The organism is Helicobacter sp. NHP19-012, assembly GCF_019703325.1.
Lineage (GTDB): Bacteria > Campylobacterota > Campylobacteria > Campylobacterales > Helicobacteraceae > Helicobacter > Helicobacter gastrofelis.
The window spans coordinates 754,101-771,728 of the sequence record NZ_AP024819.1; the positions used below are offsets into that span (position 1 = coordinate 754,101).

Genomic DNA, 17,628 nt, shown 5'->3' on the forward strand with positions numbered 1-17,628 from the left:
AGCATGGGAATAGGAAAACTTAGTTCTTTGGGGATCGGCAGCAAGGTCTTAAACTACGATGTGATCGACAAGCTCAAAAAAGCTGATGAGCAGGTGATGGTTGCCCCCATTGAAAAGAAAATGGAGGCTAATGTAGAAAAACAAAAGGCCCTCGTTGAAATCAAAACCTTGATCTCTAACTTGAAAGCTCCCGTAAGTGCGCTCACCGACTACTCCACCTATACAAGCCGTAACAGCAGCGTGAGTGGCAACGCCGTTAAAGCCACAGTGAACCCAGGTATCCCCGTGCAGAACATTAAAGTTGAAGTAGAAGACCTAGCGCAAGGCGACATTAACGAAGTAGCCACCCACTTTAGAAGCCGAGACGATGCCTTTAGCCAGGCCAATACAAAATTACACTTCTACACCAATAACAAAGATTACACTGTTGACATTAAAGCAGGCATGGGTCTAGGGGATGTGGCACAGGCGATCACAGATGCGACCGATGGCAATGTTTTAGGCATCGTGATGAAAACGGGGGGGGACAAGCCCTACCAGCTCATGCTAAACAGCAAGAACCCCGGGGCAAATAGCCGCATTTACTTCGGCACGAGCGTGATCTCGCATTTAAGTAGCGATGCGCCCATCACTCTAGCGGCGGGGGGCACAGACCAAGCCACGGGCAAAACCACCGAGGACGATTTTTTCATCAAGGTGAAAGATGCGCAGGGGCAAGAGGTGAAAATCCCCATCACCCTAAACATCAGCACCAAAACCCCCGTGCAGAATAAAAACCAAGCTCTGCAAGAGGCAATCAAAAAGGCTTTAGAGGCCAACCCCCAAACCAAGCCTTTGCTTGAAAGCGGGCAGCTCAATGTCGGCTTAATCAACGATGGCAAGTCTTTAATCCTCAATGACAAAAGAGGGTTTAGTGTAGAAGTGGGCGGGGCTAAGGCAGTTGAACTAGGCTTTGTGAAAACCACTTCTAGTCAAGACGACTTAGTCAAGGGCACAACGGGGATCCCTTCAGGGCAGATTAAAGGGGTGGTGAACTTCAACGGACATGCCATTGACCTTTCTAAAATCACACACTCAGCCAATTCTAGCGATGACAATGGCAAGGCGATCGTCAACGCTATCAACGCCATCAGCGGTTTACATGCCCTACTAGGTGCGGATGGCAAGTTGGTCTTAAACAGCGACAGCGGGGAGTTGCGCATTGCAGGCGTGGGGGTAGCGGGCAAGACGGCGGTGTCTAACTTGGGCTTAAGCGAGGGTTTGAGCCAATCCTACGCCAAAATCCACGATCTCTTTGGGTTTAAGAACTTACAGAGGGCTTCGGATGCCAAATTTACCTACAATGGCGCGACCATCACCCGCCCCACGAATGAAGTAAACGATGTGATCAATGGGGTGTCCTTAACTTTGCTTGCCAAAACCGATCCGGGCAAGCCCGCCATTGTGAGCGTTACTAGAGATAGCAAAGCGATCGTGGACAACATCAAAGCCTTTGTCAAAGCCTACAACGAATTGATCCCCAAACTAGATGAAACCACTCGCTACGACCCTGATACCCACATCGCCGGGGTGTTTAATGGGGTGGGCGACATCCGCACCATCCGTTCCTCCATCAACAACGCCATTGCCTTTAGCATCACGAGTGCAAAGGGGGTGGATAGCTTAATGAAGTATGGCATTAGCCTAGATGAGCATGGCAAAATGAGCCTAGATGAGGGCAGACTCACAAATGCGATTGAAACCGACCCCCAAGCCGCCCAAGACTTCTTTTATGGCAGTGATGTCAAGAGCATGGGAGGTAAAGAAAACCACCAAGATGGGATTTTTATCCGCTTGGATAAAGTTTTGGCGGGTTTGGTCGATGGTGGAAATGCGCGTTTGAAATTATACGAAGATTCGCTAGAGCAAGATGCCAAAGACCTTAGAAAAGATAAGGAAAGTGCGATGGAGATGTTAAAAACCCGTTACGACACAATGGCAGAACGTTTCGCTGCCTACGATGAGCGCATTTCAAAAGCGAATAAATCCTTTGATGCGGTGCAGATGATGATCGACCAAGCGGCCGCTAAAAAGAACTAAGAAAGGGAAAGAATGCTTAAAGCCAACGCCTACAATATGTACCAGCAAAATGCCGTAACCGTGGAGTCGCCCGCTAAACTCATTGAAATGCTTTACGAGGGGATTTTAAAATTCGCTGCCCAAGCCAAGCGCCACATGGAGGCAGAGGATATCGAAAGGAAAATCACCTACATCAACAAGGTAACCGACATCTTTACCGAATTGCTGAATATTTTAGACTATGAGCGGGGTGGAGAGGTCGCCGTGTACCTCACCGGGCTTTACACCCACCAAATCAAGCTACTCACCCAAGCCAATGTGGAAAACGACAGCGCAAAAATTGACTTGGTCATGCGTGTGGCACGGGGCTTACTAGAAGCGTGGAGAGAGATACACCCCCATGAATTGGGTCGATGAGCTTAAAATTGCACTCTTAGAAAACAACTTAGAGCGTGCATCTTTTTTGGTCGAAACTTGCCCTTTCTTAAGCGAACCTTGCACTGATTTAGAAGCTCTGCAAAGTGCAAAAACTTTGATTGCCACCACCATTGAACGCCTCCAAGAGCAGCAGCGCGCCCTAAGCGCACAAATGCGCCAGCTCAAAGCCGCCCAAAAATTCTTAGAAATTTCTTAGGTGTTAAACGCTGTTAAACTTTTGGCGTTACAATCTCCCTAAAAGGGGTTTTCGTGGATAAAGTCATGGTTTTAGCGACAGGGGGGACGATCGCAGGCATAGGCGAGGGGGGGGCATACACCAGCGGACAAGTGGGCGTAAACGACTTGCTCAAGGGCATTGTGCCCAAGGGTGTAGAGATAGAGAGTGAGCAGGTCGCTAATGTCGGCTCACAAGACATGGACTCGGACATTTGGTTTAAACTCCTGGAGCGCATCTACGCCTTAAGCGCAAGGGAGGACATTAAAGGCTTTGTCATCACGCATGGCACGGATACGATGGAGGAGAGTGCCTACTTCTTGCATTTGAGCGTGCAAACCCACAAACCCATTGTATTCACCGGGGCGATGCGCAATTCTACGAGTATCAGCCCCGATGGGCCGATGAACCTTCACAACGCCCTAGCCGTGTGCGCCCACCCTGAGAGTGCGGGGCTTGGGGTTTTAGTGGCGATGGATGAGGGCATTTTTAGTGCACGCGATGTCAGCAAGACCCATACCAGCCATTTAAGCGCCTTCAAGGCCCTAAATACGGGGGCGATCGGGCATGTCTACTATGGGCAAGTGCATTTTCACGCTAAGCCCATCCAAAAACACACCTTGCAAAGCCAATTAGTCTTAAAAGGCCCCACGCCCCTACCCAAAGTGGCGGTGGTCTACACTTATGTGGGTTGTGGGGATTTTCTCCTCAATGCGGCTTTGCAGGCGGGCGTACAAGGCGTGGTGGTAGCGGGTATGGGCAATGGCAATGTGAACCACACACTCTTAGAAGTGATGGCGCAGGCGATTAAGCAAGGCGTGGTGGTGGTGCGTTCGAGCCGGGTAGGCAGTGGGGAGGTGCAACTCGGCGAAGTGGATGATATGCGCCACAACTTCGTGCGTGCCGGGGATTTAAACCCCCAAAAGGCACGGGTTTTATTGCAATTAGCCTTGCTTAAAACCACCAATCCCCAAACTATCCAAGAATTTTTTGATACACATTAAAGACGATGAAGATGACCAGGGGCAACACCAGAAAACCCCACTTCTGTGGGTAATTTTATTTTTGGTGTGCCGAAAGCTATGGCGCGCACCTTGATTAAGGGGTTCATTTATGGGTAGATTATGGCTCGCACACATGGGTACAATCCACTACTTCCCCATACCACTCCTCAATTCTCGCATGCACCCCACGATTAGCATTGCTAGAATACCAAAGTTGGCGACATGGGGGCGGACATGTTTTTTGCGCTCATATTCATCGTTTTTAGAGTAGCGTATTTTTTGTGGCCGGCAATCTAAAGTGTTCTCTATACGAGCCACTGCCTAGATAGATTCCTATCTGTTCAGCACACATTATTCAGGCCCTACTCGTACAAAGCATCGATTATAATTAAAAAATTTGCCACAGTGTCTTCGTTAACCCCTAACAGATAATAATAAAAAAGCCTTTTTAAGGATTATTAGAATAAGGAAAGTTCTCAAGCTAAACACCTATTCAAAAAGAAATAAATTAAAGAGTGTCCGCATTGTTAATCTACTAAATTGTCAAGAATGGTAAAAAGGCAAAAAGGCTTATGTGTAATTCGTGCAAAAGGACTTTTACCTACACTAACAACATTATCCTTGTTGGTACCAAGAAACAAGAAAACAAGAAAAATTGAAATTTGGAAAAATTCGTTCATTGTCTAGTGAAAAAATATTTACTTAGAAAAACTGCCAAGATTTGCAATATTGATGTAACAACAGCTATTGGCGACACAAGATTTTAGATGCCTTGCAAAGCATACAAGATGGAGTGGAATTAAATGGCATCGTAGAAGCTGATGAGACTTACTTTCCTCTTTCATTTAAAGGTCATCATAAAAATTTCAAGCCACCACGCTTGTCTAAAAACGAGACACACAAGCTACCAAGCGTGGGTTATCTAAAGAACAAGTTTGTGTAACAAGCGGAGTTAATTTAGATGGGGAGTCTGTTACCAAAGTTTCTAATTTAGGTAAGCCTATTTAAAACCAGCAAATGATATGGAGTTAAGCCATATTAGAGTACCTAAGAAAAACATAAGTCAGATGCTTTTAACATTCAAACTATCAATAGTTATCATAGCCACATAAAAGATATGATGAAACACAAATTCGAAGGTATAGCCACTAAATACCCAGATGATTATCTTGTCTATCATAATTTTGTAAATTTTGCCAAAGAGAATCATAAAGAAACAATATTGTTTGAGCATATACAAAATAGCAAATGTATTAGTTTGAGTAGAAATATTTCTAAAAGAGAGTGTTTAGGATTAGTGGGTAAAAATGGCAAACAAGCGAAAAATAGTTAGAAACTATTTTCAAAAATATGTTGATTTTATTAAAAAAGTAAAACTAGGGTAGGTATCCTAATTTGCTGTTTGTGGTGTTTTGTCGTATTCTTCTTTTTTAAGTAAAGAATTTGATGTGTTGACTATGACCATTAGTGGGGAGAGCGCAGCACTTCCTGCATCTAAAAAGAATACGTCAAGCTACTAAGATATTTGGCAATAAATTGCTTTCTGCAAAAGAATATCTTAATGGTTATTTACAAAGCCCTAAGAAATTTAGACAAGATTATAGCTCTTTGCTTGTTTTAGTAAGTGATCATGTTGAAAGGCTGATTCTTAAATTTATGCTAAACATAACTTTTTGTGAGTAGAGTTTATTTTATAACCTTGAACTACACTTTTTAGATTTGCCTTTTTGGACTCTGCCCGCCCCCAATTTACCAAGCGGTGCTATAATTTTGCCAGATTGGAGGTTTAGATGCAAAAGCTCTATATCAAGGTCGCACAAGGATTTAAGGTTGCTTGTTTGCAAAGCGACATCGCCTACTTGAGGAAACGCTTCCACAAAATAGACACCACCTTAAAAATTTACGATAGCGTGCCCAATAAAGAGGGGGCGATGCTACGATCCTTGCTTGAAATCTGTTTTCAAGCACAAGGCATACCAGAGATTTTATATTGCATCAATGCTACAAGAGAGACCCAACAGAGGGCGTTCATCTATGGCGATCCCGACCACTCAAGCCCATTTTTTAAGGGAGAGAGCCTTGCTTTTGGGGGTTGTGTGGATGAGGGCTTTTTGGTGTTGGATCGGGTGGTGCTTGTGCCTTTTGGGTTGGGGACGCGTTTTGAGGTGGAGCTTTTGATTGATGCGAGTCAAGCACAAGGGCAAGATTTAGCCAATGCCCTAAAATCCATGGATAGCCCACAAGAGTTTTTAGCACAACTGCAAGCACACTTTTCTTGGGAAAAATGGGGGGGCGTATTTGGGTCTTGCACCCATAACGCCAGCCACAATGCACAAAAGAGGGTGTGTGTCTTGCAAAATGCCCGCACTTTGCCCGGCTTGCTTGGTGTGCGTCCTTATCCTCTATGGCTTTTAAACCCCAAAGAGGCGCAAGAATTACACCCCGATCACATCTGCCAAAGCATTTCGCAGAATATGGCAAAAACCCTCATCAAGCGTTTTGCGCCACCCTTGCGTGCTGCCCTTGCAAAGATGATTGCTACCTTGCAAGTCTGCTTGATCCAAGTAGAGGGTCAATTACAGCACAGCCTAGAGTTGGTAGCCATAGCGATCAAACACCATATCAACCGACAAGATAAAATTCTATTAGCCAGCCCCACAGCCTTTAAAGAATCCTTAGAAAATAAACTAAAAAGCCCGCACATGCCCTTAAGCTTTTGCGATCTAAGCACCCAAGAGTTAGGGCAGGTGGTGGCGCAATGTAGTGCCTTGCAAGCGGACTTAGATAACTTTGAGAGGCTCTATGCCCAAAGCCAAAGCATGGACATAATTAGCCTACAAGCCCAGCTAGAGGCAAGTTGCCAACAACTAGAGAGCCTCCAAGAGCAAACCAACAACACCCCCCAGCCACAAACAAATTTGAATAAATTCCTTAAATTCTTAGAGGGGCAAAAGGTGGGGGATTTTACCTTACCTCGTGGGCTTTTAAAGCCCATCTACAATGCCCTCAAAGAGGATTTAAACGCCCTTGCTCCCCTTAAATTTAGCCCCCTCTCTTTAGACATGCCCACACACGACTTTTCAAGCGCACTAAAAGCGATCTACCAAGACATTTTGCACTTTGAACAATGCGATCAGGAGGTGGCAAAGATTGATTTTAGTGCCTTGCAAGAAAAGCACGCCAAACTTACCCGAGAAATCCAAGACCTTGAAAACCAAAAGGATAGAGTTGCCGATATGGAAAGCTTAGAGGCACTCCAAGAACAAATCCGCCACAAGAAACAAGAGCAAAGGGGGCGTTTGCTTTGGGCAAGTATGCTAAACTCTTTGGCACGGGCAAATTAGAACAGATTAAAGATTTATTAGAAACCCATAGAACAAAAGTGGCACGATTAAAGGGGCATTTTAGCACCACCCTACACGCCCAAGCGCAAAATTTTCAACCAGAGCCAAAAACACAGCCCACAGAATGCCAAGTCCTAGAGATACAAATCCAAGATTTAAAAGCCCAAATAGAGCAAATCACCACCCAAAAAGCACAAGTGCAAGCCAGCTTAGAGCAAATCCAAAAAAAATACAGCCTTGAAAATTTGGAGCAAATCCCAAATGCCCTAAACACCCGCCTAGAGGGCTTAAAAGAGGCATTAAACCCCAGCACCCCCACAGACACAAGCTTGTGTTTTATCCCCTTTGGGAGTGATCCGTGTGTTTTAGAAATGGCAAGCCCCTTTGATGTGGTAGTAATTTTAGATGATGGTGGGTTAAATCTCGATCTCTTGCCCCTGATTTTAAATAGCAAAAAAACCATTTGGCTCAAAAGCACGCATACCCCTAATTTGACAGATTTACCAGAAATGCCTAGCCCAGAGTTACAAGAGTCTTTATTTACAACTTGTTTTGCCAATGCCCCAAGTGGGATCAAGGCACAAATCCATTTAAGGGAGCAACCATGAGTCAAGAACATTATGCCCGTATTGAGTTAGAAAGACAGCGCGCCAAAGAGCGCCAAAAACGCGCGCTTGCTAAGAGGCAACGCGCCTTAGAGATAAGCCAAGTCCATTTGGAACAAGCTAAACAACACATAGAACGCATGCACGCCCAAGGCTTAGATGCCTTTGTATCCTTAACCCAAATAGAGCAACAAATACAACAAGTGCGCCAGTTAGCCCAGAGCGCGCGCCTAGAATTGCCACCCCCCGCACAAAAATATGGGGGTTATGATTCGACTTTTGAGGATCATGTGCGTCTCTTAGATGACAACCCCTTTAAAGCCCAAGAATTAAGCCATGCCATCCTCTCCCAGCTCAACAGCCTTGAAAGCCATGCTAAAGAATTGCAAAAAGCGCAATTTAGAGCCAATCAAGCCAGCGTTCAAGAGTATTTTCACACCCAAAGGGAACAGATCCAAGATGATTTGGTGCTAGAGTTTGCTAAAGAGGGCTTACAAAAACTAGAAGCCCAAGTGAAAGCCTTTGATGGGCGGGATTTCAAGGGCTTTTACCCGCAGTTACAAGCCCAAATGGGCGCGCTTTTACAAGAAGCACAAAATAAAGTCCTAAGACACCGCCAAGAGCTCGCCCGCCAAGAGATCAAAAAAGAGAACGCAACCAAAAATGCGCAACAAAATTGCAAGGATTTACAAGGCAACTTGCAAAAAATGCAAGCACAAGGACTAGATGCCTTTGTGTCTTTGCAATCTCTCAAGCAAGAGCTAGAAAGCTTGCAAGCCTTCATCCAAACAGACCCCCTAAAAGCCCAGCAACAAAGCCTAGAGGCACTCTATAATTTAGAAAAATTGCAAAGGCAGGCTTTGGATTTGCAAAGGGCACAAGCAGGGGCAAACCAAGAAAAAGCCCAGCAAGATTTTTATGCCCGTTTGCAAGAGATCAAGGACCCGGCAATCATCACCTACGCCAAAGAGGATTTAGCACTTTTACAAGAGCGTCTAGCCACCTTTGATGGACTCAATGCAGACACACAGCACCAAATCCAAGCAGATTTAGAACAAGTGTTACAAAGGGCACAAGCCCAAGCACAAGCCAATAATGCCCAACAAGAGAGTCAAAGGCAAATGTGGGCGCAAGAATTAGAGCACCTTAAAAACGAGGTGGCACAAATTGCAACTAGCCCTGAGCAAGAGACGTTGTTGGCACAAATTGCAAAAATAATAGAGGGTTTAGCCAGCCAAGATTTTAACACCTTAGAGAGCCAAATAGTGCAAATCAACGCCCAAGCCGATTCACTCATTGTAGAGGAAAATGCCCGCAAAGAAGTGGTGATCTCCATTGTCAAAACCCTAAGAGGGCATGAGTTTGAAGTGCAAGCCCCCGTTTTAAAAGAGGGGGCGGTGATCATCAAGGCAGCCCGCCCTTCGGGTAAAAGGGTGCAATGCCGCATTGAGCATGGGAAGATTTGGTATAAATTTGATGAATACGAGGGGCTCACTTGCAAAGAGGACATTGCCAAATTTGAAAAAGAATTAGAAGAGGTCTATGGCTTTAAACTAGAAGACAAAAAGGTTCTTTGGGAGAATCCCGATCGCATTTCTAAGGGGGCGATTGATTTGAACAACCCCCATAAAAAATCGCTGTAAGGAGGTTTGTATGGAAAAAGAAAGCGAATGGTTACAACAATTCGTGTGCGATGCCAAGCTTAAAGGCGTGGTGATTTTAAGCGGAAATGTGGATGATCTTTTTAAAAGCAAGTTTGACATGCAATATAAAAATCTAGATCGCTTTTTGATCGAGTTGTTGCACCAGGAATTGGGCTTTTCAAGCGTGTGGCTGTGGGATTGCGTGGGCGGGATTGATTATGATCTATCTATCTTGCCTGAGAGTAAAGTTGCCCCACAACCCCAAGATAAAAATCTCTATGACATTGGCGAGACCAATACCTCCCAAGATCGCCCCGAGCGAAAAAACCCAGAGGAGTTTTTCTCTGTGATTATGAACGATCTTACCAAGAAGTCAGGGCAATGCTTTATCTTAGATTACACAGATTATATTTTTGGCACGCAAGCCAGCCTTAGCGAACAAGAACGCCATTGGATCATTCGGCTCAAAAAAGCCATCCAGCGCAACGCCCATTACACCTTGGATGCCACTCAAGCCATGCAATCTAAAAATTTGGTGATCTTTTTAGCCCACAAACGCACCGCTTTGCCCTCCTCCTTTTACATCAATGACTGCCACATCGCTAGCCTAGAAATCCCCTTGCCCAGCCGTCCCGAGCGCAAAAGCTTTATCGAGAGGTTTGGAGAACTCCCCTTTAAACCGCCCATCACCCAAGACCCCAACAAATTAGCCGACTTCATTGACATGCTAGAGGGTTTTATGCTCAAAGAAATTGCCCAAATTTTGCAACTCTCCCAAAACAATAAGCATTTAAGCCCCGAAAAAAGCGTGAAATTCTACCGCTACAAACAGAGCCGTAGCCCTTGGGAGGATTTGGACAAGCATAAATTAGATGGCATTTGCCAAGCCCTAGAAAAGCGTGTCAAGGGGCAAAGTCATGCCATTAGCAAGGTAGAAAAGGTCATCATCCGTGCCTTTACGGGGTTTTCAGGGGCAGCACACTCCAGCAAGAGCCAAAAGCCCAAGGGGGTTTTATTTTTTGTAGGACCTACGGGGGTGGGCAAGACCGAGCTTGCCAAATCTTTAGCCGAGTTTTTATTTGGCGATGAGAGCGCATTTTTACGCTTTGATATGAGCGAGTTTAATCATGAGCAAAGCGATCAACGCCTTGTGGGCGCGCCCCCTGGATATGTGGGGCATGAAGATGGTGGGCAACTCACCAACGCGATCCGTGCCAAGCCCTTTAGTGTGGTTTTATTTGACGAGATTGAAAAGGCGCATGGGCGCATTTTAGATAAATTCTTGCAAATTTTAGAGGATGGGCGGCTCACAGATGGGCGGGGTGAAACCGCCTCTTTTGGCGAGTCGGTGATCATTTTTACCTCCAACATTGGGGCGGCTGACAAAGATATTAGCATTGATGACGATCCTAAAGAAGTAGCACAAAAATTCATGCAAGCCGTGCGGGATCATTTTAATCATACATTAGGGCGACCCGAATTGTTAAACCGCATAGGCGATAACATTGTCCCCTTTAATTTCATCAAAGATGAGGACTTTTTGATCGCCATTATTCAAAGCAAATTTGAAAAGATCGCCCAACAAGTCGCCGAAAAATACAATATCAGCCTAGAGTTTAAAACCCCAAAGGATGCACAAGAGGGCTTTAAGGCATTGGCAAAGAATGTCAATAAAGGGCAAGGGGGGCGGGGGGTGGTCAATCGCCTAGAAAAACAAATTGTAGATGCTTTGAGTCTTTCTATCTTCGATCAATGGGAAGAAAGGGAGGGTTGTAAAAAAATCTACATCAAGCAGTCTATGCCCGAATTTGACAGCTTTGAATTTAAGTTAGAGCCATGTTGAATGTCGCCAGCATGCGCTTATGCACACAAGCAGAAGGTCCCGGAAAACGCATGGCTATTTGGTTGCAAGGCTGTTTGAAGCGTTGCTTTAATTGCTGTAACCCACACATGCAACCCCTTGTTAAAAAAGAACTCATGCAAGAGGGGGCATTGATAGAGCAAATTTATTTAGCCTATGAGAAATATCAAATTTGTGGGATCACGCTTTTGGGCGGGGAGCCCCTTTTGCAGGCTAAGGGTTTATTGCCGGTGGTGCGTTGGTGCAAGCAAAACAACCTATCGGTTTTACTCTTTAGTGGCTACACTTTGGCACAAATACAAAAACTACCCCTTGAGGGGGCACAAGAATTATTGGACTTTGTGGATGTGCTGGTGGATGGGGAGTATGTGGACTCTTTGTATGATGAGAGTCGGGGGATTGTGGGATCAAGCAACCAAGAAATCCACTTTTTTACGGACACTTATAGCCTCAAAGATTTTAAAAGCCAAGTGCAAGTTGAGGTGTTGGTGGATGAGCAGGGAGTGAAATTTAATGGCTGGGCACTCAGCCCTAAAGACTTAGGCGCATTTAAAGTTTAGAGGATTGTATGCAAGATCAAGAAATTTTAGCGTTGTTAGAGGCAATTGCACAGGGTAAAATGCGGGGTAAATACCCCGAGCCAAACCCCACAGAAGAGGGCAAAGAGGGCATAGTCGCGCATGCCAAGCGCATGCTCGCCAAAGAGCGCAAAAAACGCTAACCCTATAATTCTACTTTTTGGATTGGGCTTAAATAGCTCTCATTTGCTCGCCCCTCATCAGTAGCCACCACAAACTCAAAGGCACTCGGGCTCACCAGACGGATAAAAATAAAAGCATGGGGGTTGCTCACGCCCGTTTCTAGGGATTTTTTCTTAATGGCCGGGTCGCTTAAGTGGCAATTATAGGGATTGGGTTGCAAGGTGTAGTAAAGCTCAAATCGGCTTTCACTCGCATCTAAGAATTTAACCCATTGGTGGCGGATAGGATTCCTCTCAAGTACAATTTCAAATTTTTGTTTGCGCCCCCGCCCCAAGATGTATTTAGAATGCGCCCCCCCGCCTTGTGTGTAATTGTTGATGACTTGGATTTGTCCGCCTTTACGGGTGCGTATCAACCCAAAAGCGACCCCTGTTTTGCCATTGGGCTTGGCTAAATCACGGCTTTCTAGGGGCGGATAGACTTGGTAGCGGGCTTGGGTGTCTTGGGTGATTTGATTAATCTTTGCTTCAAAGAGTTCTTGCACAAGACGCGATTTACTCGCATTGCCCGCCAAGAAAATATGGAAAGTGTTGATGTCTCTTGCCTCTTGCACGCGCTCAAAATACGCATCTGTGGCGCGCCAAAACTCGCTAAAGAATAAATCTACCCCCCTTTTAATGCGCTCTTTGAAAAGATTTTGCACTTCTTGGGTGCTAAAATCCAAATCCACGCCGGCGATGTTTTGCCCACCGCTATCAAAGAGGTTTAAAGACAACACCCCCTCATCTTCAAACTCTCTACCCTCCCAAAGGGGGCGGAGTTTCTCCATGAGGGTTTTAGTGTTGGTGTGGGCTTCTGCCGAGTCGTTTAACAAGGTTTCAATGCCTAAAGTGCCTTGCCCCTCGGCGGGTTTTTTAAAGGGGATTTGCCTAGACAACAATAAAGCTTGGTTGCGCTTAAAAATTGCAAAGCTGGCTAATTCCAATAAATGCTCCCCGCCTAAAAAGCGATCCCCTGCCCCGCCAAAATGCTCCAATTCATAATCATAGCGGCTAGATTCTGGCGTGCCCTGCAAAACCCCAAAGTCAAAATCCGTTGTCCCACCCCCAAAGTCAAAGACCCCATAATACACCCGCTCGTTTTCGCTCGGATCAAAATTATAATTTTCTAAAGCGATGATCGCATAAGCCGCCGGCTCGCTTGCCCCTTCTTCAACTTTAAGTTGTTCTACCACCTTTTGAGAATGCAAAGTATTGGGCAAGGATTTAGCCAAGCCTCTTTTAAAACTCTCTAAGATCATGTTACGCACCGCTGGCTCGTAGGTGACCGGGAAGGATAAGAGATAATTTAAAAACACCCCATGGTGTTGGTTGTTGATGTATAGACCCAGATAGTAGGCATAAAGCTCGATGGGGTTTAAATCCCCCTCTTTGATCGCTAGACTCTCCTTGATCTCAAAATGTGCCCCTTGTTTGTCTAAAATTTGTAATTTTCTCTGCTTGTCCCCCGCCCATTGCTTTAACCCGCTCAAATAGGCGTTGTAATCGCTTGAGGGGCTGCCTAAAAAGGCGCTATAAGCGGCGTGGGAGACTTGCACTTGATCCCATTTTGTGGGGGGTCTGCCTCTTTGGGATTTATAGGCTTGTAAAAAGCTGGCTAAATCGTTAAAGCTTAAAATAGTGGGGTTTTCATAGTGGTTTTTCTCAATCTCTTGGGTTAAATCCCCTAACCCTACGCGCATGGGCACGCTTTGGTTTTCCTCTTGGCACACCACGACACTACTAGTCGTGCCAAAATCAATCCCCACTAGCCCCTCTTTGATGTCCGCTTTGGGGTTTCTAGCAATCAAGGGCTTTTCAAAACGCACAAAAGTTGCCCTAGACACGCTCAAACTCTCTGCTAAGTCCCACAGCTCCCAAGATCCCCGATTAGCATCGCTTAAAATTTTAGGGTCATAGGGGGTGATGTCGGCACGCACTCTGTCAGCTTGGAGTAGGGCATTAATGTAATCTTGTGCCCACTCTTGGGGCATAGTCAAGCCCTGCACGCTTTTAATGCTCTTTTTAGAGTCAAGGCGTATTTTGACAAATAAATACACGAGCCACACCACAGACACAAATAAAATGATTTGCAAAGCAAAGAGGATTAAAGACCCAAAAATCGCCCAAAGCACGCCCAAGACCATGATGCCTGCTAAAATGCTTGTCAAAAGCAAGGACACATGCGACAAGTAGCGTGAGGCTTGGGTGTTTTTGTCCAAAATGTCTTGCCACGCATTTTGATACACTGCCCTCACTTTATCCCTAAAGGGAGCATTGTTATTGGTTGTTAAAAACACAAAAATAGAATAGCCCATCCACAAGAAAGCACAGTAAGAGAGAAAATATAACCCCTCACTTGTGGCTGATACAGCGATGGCAAACACTAAAACCCCTACAACCCACGCAATCAAGCGATTCTTAAGCCAAAAAAAGCGTTCCTCTTTAAAAACTCTTGTGAAAAATGGACTGCCCCATCTTTGAATCAGCCGATACCAAAGCACTCCCTCAGCCCAGCACAAGCCAAAGACAATCCCAAAGCACACCAAACCCAAACAAAAATCCCACACAAATTCCAAGAAAGATTTCAGCATGCCCGGGGCAATTTTCTCTGTAACCCACACCACAGCCCCCAACACGGCGAGCAACACCACAGACCCCCGCATTTTTGCAACCCATGCCATCATTCTAGCCTCCCTTATCTGTTTATTTTCATAACTCCACTTTTTGCACGCTGCTTAAATAATTCTCGTCTGCTAGCCCTTCATCAGTGGCCACCACAAACTCAAAGGCACTGGGCGCAACTAAACGGATAAAAATAAAAGCATGGGGGTTGCTCACCCCCGTTTTTAGGGATTTTTTCTTAATGGCGTGATCCTCAAGGCTTAAATGATTATTGGCCGCGCTGGCTTGCGTGGTGTAATACACCTCAAATTGGCTCTCGCTGGCATCTAAGAATTTGACCCATTGGTGGTAGGGGTGATCGCGATCGATGAGCGTATAAAACTTGCGCTTTTTGGATCGCCCTAGATAGTATTTAAAGCGGATGTTTTCTTCCACATTCGAGTCGATGACCTGAATAGACCCGCCCTTGCGGGCTTGCACCAAACCAAAGGCGACCCCGGTTTTGCCATTGGGTTTAGCAAAATCCGCACTCTCTAAAGGGGCGTAGAGTTTGTAGCTAATGGGGGTTTGGGCTTGGTTGGCATCTTGCTCGCTGATTTGGGCGATCTTTGCTTCAAAGAGTTCTTTGACGAGGGGCGATTTGCTCGAATTGCCCGCTAAGAAAATGTGAAAGGTGTTAATGCCCCGCCCCTCCTCTAACATGCCTTTCTTTTCAAAAAAGCGCGCGGTTGCCCTAAAAAACTCGCTAAAAAAATTATCCACCCCTCTTTTAATGCGCTCTTTAAAAAGCTCTTGCGCTTCTTGCACGCTAAAATCCAAGCGCACGCCCACGATCTCTTGCCCGTGGCTATCAAAGAGGTTTAAGGCCAATTCGCCCTCATCGCTAAACTCTCTGCCCTCCCATAAGGGACGCAATTTTTCCACTAGGTTTTTAGTGTTGCTACGGGCTTCTTGGCTTTGACTAAGCAACACCTCACTGCCGGCAAAAATTTGCCCCTCAGCTGCCCTTGTGAAAGGGATTTGCTGCTTTAACAATAAATTTTGGTTGCGCTTGAAAATTTCAAAGCTGGCTAGCTCTAATAAATTTTCGCCCCCCAAATAGCGATCCCCGCCCGCGCCAAAATGCTCTAAGACATAATCATAACGGCTATGCTCGGGTGCCTCCATGAATAGTCCAAAGTCAAAATCTGTCGTCCCGCCCCCAAAGTCAAAAACCCCATAATACACCTGCTCCTCATCGCTAGGCTCAAAGCCATAGCCCTCTAAAGCGCTGATCGCATAGGCGGCCGGCTCGCTTGCCCCCTTTTCAACCTTGAGGCGATCTAGCACCCCTTGAGCATGCAAAGCATTGGGCAAGGATTTAGCAATGCCCTTTTTAAAGCTCTCTAAGATCATTTCACGCACCTCTAGCTCGTAGGTTACCGGGAAGGACAAGAGGTAATTTAAAAAAATCCCATTGTATTGGTTGTTGATGTAAAGCCCTAGATAGTAGGCGTAAAGCTCAATGGGGTTTAAATCCCCCTCGCTCAAATCCAAGCTCCCCTTTAGCTCAAAATGCGCCCCCTGTTTGTCTAAGATTTGCATTTTTCTAGACTTATCCCCGGCCCATGCCTTGAGCGCGCTGAAAAAAGAATTGTAATGGTGGGAGGGGCTGTTGTGCATGTCGTTCTTGGCTTCGTGGGCGATTTTCACGCTCTCCCATTTGGTTTTGGGGCGGCCTTTTTGGGCGTTGTAGGCTTGTAAAAAGGCGGTCAAATCGTTAAAGGCGATGATGGTGGGGTTTTCGTATTGGATTTTTTCGATCTCTTGGGTTAAATCCCCTAGTCCGATGCGCAGGGGATAAATGTGCGCGCTCTCCTCTTGGCACACCACAACGCTGCTTGTGGTCCCAAAGTCGATCCCCACAATCCCCTCTTTAATGTCGGCTTTGGGGTTGCGCGCCATAACCGGGCTTTTAAAGGGGACTAGCTCGCCCTCGCCTGTGCCTTGATCCTCCCAAAGCTCCCATAGCCCGCGGTTGGCATCGCTTAAGATTTTAGGGTCGTAGGGCTTGAGATTGGCACGGATTGTATCGGCTTGCAAGAGTTCTTCAAAGCAATCCTCCCTAGCGCTTAGGGCTTTGGGGTCTTTGAGGGTGTATTTTTGTGCTTGGGGGTCGTAGCTAAAGGCTTGCAACACGGCATGATCGGGGCTTGATTTTAGAGAGTCTAGGATTTGGATTTTCACATTTTGCAAGGCTTCTTGGTAGGTTTGTTCTATGGCTTTCTCAAGGGGTCGTCCTTGTGAGTTGCTGATTTTTAAGATTTTTGCTAAAAAATCCTTTTGTTCTTGGGTGGCAAGCTCGCTAAAAGTGTAATGCCGCAAATAATTTTGTATGTTCGATGTGCGGTTACTGCGCTTATCGTCACTCAATGCATTTAGCCAATTTTGCCCCTCTAAACATTTAATGCCAATTTGGGTTTTTGGGGTGTTATAAAAGCGTTGGAAGATCTCTTTTAAGGATTGGGGGGTGGGGACAAGGTCTAAAAACCATCGGGTGCAGTTTTGGTTGTAATCGCCAAACAATCTATCGTTATCTCCGAGGTGGTAGTAATAATTGTTATCCCTCAAATAATTTTCACAAGAACTATCCAAAATATCTAGGCTGTTACGCCAAATGCGGATACCATTTGTAATTTTTTGTTGTTGTTGGTCTCTTAAGACGAGCAATTTAGGACAAAGACTTTTAAAAGCATTTTTCACTTGCTCTTGGCTAAATTTGGTGTCGTGGTAGGCATCGCCGGCTAAATGGGCGCATAGAACATGTAGTGGGCTTGGGATATAGCCATAATAGCCATTTTTGTTATTAAAATACACAAACCCAAAAAGCTTTTGTTGGGGCAAGTAAAAGCTTGTTTTATTGAGCGCGATCACCTCTGTTTTTGTGGCGTGTTCTTTAAAAAGCTCAAAGCATGCCACAATGTGCTTGGTGAAGGGCTGTTTGGGATTCTCTAAATTTTCATTTTTGATAAACTCTTGCCAGCTTGCTCCCATTTGCGTTTCTAAGGCTTCTTTAGAAAGGTAAATCCCCTCGATGGTTTTGATATGTTCCATATTT

At 45.5% G+C, this 17,628-nt stretch carries 12 protein-coding genes and 1 pseudogene; 11 read left to right on the forward strand and 2 right to left on the reverse strand.

The genetic code is table 11. The features are described from left to right. Window positions 1–3 precede the first annotated feature (3 nt). The 11 genes and pseudogenes from fliD to K6J74_RS03835 all read left to right on the forward strand — a co-directional run bounded on the left by fliD (window position 4) and on the right by K6J74_RS03835 (window position 11,888). Window positions 4–2,079, forward strand: a complete 2,076-nt coding sequence (fliD, locus tag K6J74_RS03790; protein WP_221272526.1) for a flagellar filament capping protein FliD — start codon at window positions 4–6, stop codon at window positions 2,077–2,079. Between the two features lie 12 nt (window positions 2,080–2,091). Then, window positions 2,092–2,475: a flagellar export chaperone FliS gene (fliS, locus tag K6J74_RS03795; protein WP_221271021.1), complete on the forward strand. Its 384-nt coding sequence runs from the start codon at window positions 2,092–2,094 to the stop codon at window positions 2,473–2,475. Then, the gene (locus K6J74_RS03800; RefSeq protein ID WP_221271022.1) at window positions 2,459–2,692 is read left to right on the forward strand and encodes a hypothetical protein; all 234 of its coding nucleotides are present in this window, start codon (window positions 2,459–2,461) and stop codon (window positions 2,690–2,692) included. Before fliS ends, K6J74_RS03800 begins: the two co-directional genes overlap by 17 nt. A 53-nt stretch (window positions 2,693–2,745) precedes the next feature. Beyond that, entirely contained in the window at window positions 2,746–3,714 is a 969-nt protein-coding gene (locus K6J74_RS03805) for an asparaginase (RefSeq protein WP_260321496.1), read from the forward strand. A 421-nt stretch (window positions 3,715–4,135) separates the two neighbouring features. Beyond that, a pseudogene (locus K6J74_RS03810) lies at window positions 4,136–5,047 on the forward strand (transposase-like zinc-binding domain-containing protein); the annotation flags it as partial. A gap of 457 nt (window positions 5,048–5,504) precedes the next feature. Beyond that, window positions 5,505–7,058 (forward strand): hypothetical protein, encoded by a 1,554-nt coding sequence (locus K6J74_RS08530; protein ID WP_260321497.1) that lies wholly within the window; start codon window positions 5,505–5,507, stop codon window positions 7,056–7,058. After that, the gene (locus K6J74_RS08535) at window positions 7,019–7,666 is read left to right on the forward strand and encodes a hypothetical protein (RefSeq protein ID WP_260321498.1); all 648 of its coding nucleotides are present in this window, start codon (window positions 7,019–7,021) and stop codon (window positions 7,664–7,666) included. Before K6J74_RS08530 ends, K6J74_RS08535 begins: the two co-directional genes overlap by 40 nt. Further along, window positions 7,663–9,306, forward strand: coding sequence for a coiled-coil domain-containing protein (locus K6J74_RS03820; protein WP_221271023.1), 1,644 nt, complete (start codon window positions 7,663–7,665; stop codon window positions 9,304–9,306). Before K6J74_RS08535 ends, K6J74_RS03820 begins: the two co-directional genes overlap by 4 nt. 10 nt (window positions 9,307–9,316) lie before the next feature. Beyond that, window positions 9,317–11,149: an AAA family ATPase gene (locus K6J74_RS03825; protein WP_221271024.1), complete on the forward strand. Its 1,833-nt coding sequence runs from the start codon at window positions 9,317–9,319 to the stop codon at window positions 11,147–11,149. A 50-nt stretch (window positions 11,150–11,199) separates the two neighbouring features. Further along, window positions 11,200–11,727, forward strand: coding sequence for a 4Fe-4S single cluster domain-containing protein (locus K6J74_RS03830; RefSeq protein WP_260321499.1), 528 nt, complete (start codon window positions 11,200–11,202; stop codon window positions 11,725–11,727). Between the two features lie 8 nt (window positions 11,728–11,735). Next, complete coding sequence (locus K6J74_RS03835; protein ID WP_221271026.1) at window positions 11,736–11,888, forward strand: hypothetical protein; 153 nt, start codon at window positions 11,736–11,738, stop codon at window positions 11,886–11,888. 2 nt (window positions 11,889–11,890) lie between these two features. On the opposite strand, the gene K6J74_RS08540 is transcribed toward K6J74_RS03835, so the two are convergent. Together K6J74_RS08540 and K6J74_RS03845 are read right to left on the reverse strand one after the other, a co-directional pair. After that, window positions 11,891–14,593 carry a molecular chaperone DnaK gene (locus K6J74_RS08540; RefSeq protein WP_260321500.1) on the reverse strand — a complete coding sequence of 901 codons (2,703 nt, stop codon included), beginning with the start codon at window positions 14,591–14,593 and terminating at the stop codon, window positions 11,891–11,893. Between the two features lie 25 nt (window positions 14,594–14,618). Then, window positions 14,619–17,624: an acetate and sugar kinases/Hsc70/actin family protein gene (locus K6J74_RS03845; protein ID WP_221271027.1), complete on the reverse strand. Its 3,006-nt coding sequence runs from the start codon at window positions 17,622–17,624 to the stop codon at window positions 14,619–14,621. Between the last annotated feature and the right edge of the window lie 4 nt (window positions 17,625–17,628).